Here is a 2,067-nt window from a genome sequence, read left to right as displayed (position 1 = left end):
ACCGAACGCGCGCACCAGGTTCGTGCTCGTCGGACCGCCGGCCCCGCCGCCGCGACGCACCGGCGCCGACCGCACCTCGGTGGTGCTGCGGCTCGACAACGTCCCGGGCGCGCTCGTATCGGCGCTGACCGAGCTCGCCGTGCGCGACATCGACCTGACCCGCATCGAATCACGGCCCACCCGAACGGAATTGGGCACCTACATCTTCTTCCTCGACTGCGTCGGTCACATCGACGACGATGCGGTGGCCGAGGCACTCAAGGCGCTGCACCGTCGTTGTTCGGATATGCGATTCCTCGGTTCATGGCCGACCGGAGCGGCCGCGGGCGCGGCGCCCCCCGGTCTCGACGACGCATCCCGCTGGCTGGCGCGGCTCAGGGATGGCAAGCGTTGAGCGGGCGCCTGGTGCTGGTGCGTCACGGACAATCGCTGGCCAACGTCGACCGTCGCCTCGACACCCGACCGCCGGGCGCGGAGCTGACGGACCTCGGCCGCGAGCAGGCGCGGACGTTCGCGCGCTCCATTGGCGGCCATCCTGCCGCTCCCGCGCTGCTGGCGCATTCGGTGGCCCACCGGGCTCGCCAGACCGCCGAGGAGATCGCGGGCGCCCTGCGGCTGCCGCCCGTCGAACTCGGCGGTGTCCACGAGGTCCAGGTGGGAGATCTGGAGGATCGCAACGACGACGAAGCGATCGCGACGTTCGAGAGCATCTACCAGAAGTGGCACGACGGCGATCTCGACGTGCCCATGCCCAACGGCGAGACCGGTGACGACGTGCTGGAGCGGTACGTGCCGACCATCACCCAACTGCGAATGCGTCACCTCGACGACGACTCCTGGCACGGCGACATCGTGGTGGTCAGCCACGGCGCAGCGATCCGGCTGGTGTCCTCGGTGCTGGCCGGGGTCGAGAGGAGCTTCGCGCTCGACCACCACCTCGGCAACACCGAGGCCGTTGTGCTCGCACCGATCACCGACGGCCGCTGGAGCTGCGTGCAGTGGGGCTCGCTGACGCCGCCGTTCTACCCCGAGCCCGATGTGCGCCCGGTCGAGGACGCGCTGCGCTCAGCCGATCCGATGGGCTGACACCGAAACGGTACAGACGCAGCCGATCGCTCGCAGTCGATCACGAACGCGTGCGCGACTTCCGGGGTCACACAATCGGGTTCGGTGCACTCGGGCCGATACGAAACGTGGTGGATGACGGTGCCATGGCAGTGCTCGAGGCCCGCCTCGCAGTCTCGGCACTCGGTCATGGCCCCTTGATAGCACCAACGGACGACAAAGCGTGGTTGCCGCGCGGGCTACCCCCAGCCGAGTTCGTGCAGCCGTTCGTCGTCGATGCCGAAGTGGTGGGCGACCTCGTGGATGACGGTGATGGCGACCTCGTCGACGACGTCCTGTTCGCTGTCGCAGTGCTCCAGCAGCGCCTCGCGGTAGATGGTGATGGTGTCGGGCAGCGAGCCGGCGTACCAGGAATCGCGTTCGGTGAGCGCGACACCGTGATAGAGCCCGAGAAGGTCGGGCTCCTCGTCGTTGCGGGCTTCGACGAGGACGACGACATTGTCCAGCGCGTCGGCGAGCTTCGGCGGAATCAGATCGAGCGCCTCGGAGACGAGTTCGTCGAACCGTTGCGCGCTCATCCGAACGGCCATGCGGTTACTGACCCGGCGGTGGCGGTGCCGCCGGCGGGGGAACCTGCTCGGGCGCGGGCGGCGGTGCAGGCGCGGGTGGCGGCGGAAGCGGCGCGACGCTGGGCAACGGCGGCTGGTCGACGCTGCTCAACAGCGCCAAGGGCCCCCTGCTGATCAACGGGCAGCCGCCGGTGCCGCCGCCGGACATCCCCGAGGAGCGGCTGAACTTCCCGCCGATCCCGATCACCGACGACGATTCGCCGAGCTCGTCGCAGGTCACCAGCGGGCAGACCTCCAGCGGCAGCAGCAGCAGTAGTAGTAGTGGAAGCAGCTCCAGCGACGACAGCGACGAGCAGTCGACCCACGGCCAGCAGGGCGCGGACGTCCACCAGGGCGGCGCACCCGGAGCGGGTGGGGGCGGCCCGCCCAGGAA

The 2,067-nt window shown here is 69.7% G+C and carries 3 protein-coding genes and 2 pseudogenes; 3 read left to right on the top strand and 2 right to left on the bottom strand.

The window, feature by feature from the left end; genetic code table 11:
* On the top strand, positions 1–394 hold a 394-nt coding region (locus A5698_RS20065; RefSeq protein WP_156670833.1), incomplete at its 5' end, for an ACT domain-containing protein.
* Complete coding sequence (locus tag A5698_RS20060) at positions 391–1,086, top strand: histidine phosphatase family protein (RefSeq protein ID WP_068300394.1); 696 nt, start codon at positions 391–393, stop codon at positions 1,084–1,086. The genes A5698_RS20065 and A5698_RS20060, both read left to right, overlap by 4 nt.
* On the opposite strand, the pseudogene A5698_RS29570 reads toward A5698_RS20060, so the two are convergent.
* Positions 1,066–1,256: pseudogene (locus A5698_RS29570) on the bottom strand (hypothetical protein). The gene A5698_RS20060 and the pseudogene A5698_RS29570 overlap by 21 nt on opposite strands.
* A gap of 48 nt (positions 1,257–1,304) precedes the next feature.
* Entirely contained in the window at positions 1,305–1,655 is a 351-nt protein-coding gene (locus tag A5698_RS20055) for a metallopeptidase family protein (RefSeq protein WP_068300391.1), read from the bottom strand.
* Between the two features lie 89 nt (positions 1,656–1,744).
* On the opposite strand from A5698_RS20055, the pseudogene A5698_RS29565 reads away from it, so the two are divergent.
* A pseudogene (locus A5698_RS29565) lies at positions 1,745–2,067 on the top strand (septum formation family protein); the annotation flags it as partial.

This window comes from Mycobacterium sp. E136 (genome assembly GCF_001666865.1).
In the GTDB taxonomy this organism is placed as follows: Bacteria; Actinomycetota; Actinomycetes; order Mycobacteriales; family Mycobacteriaceae; genus Mycobacterium.
This window is presented reverse-complemented; position numbering and strand designations above follow the sequence as displayed.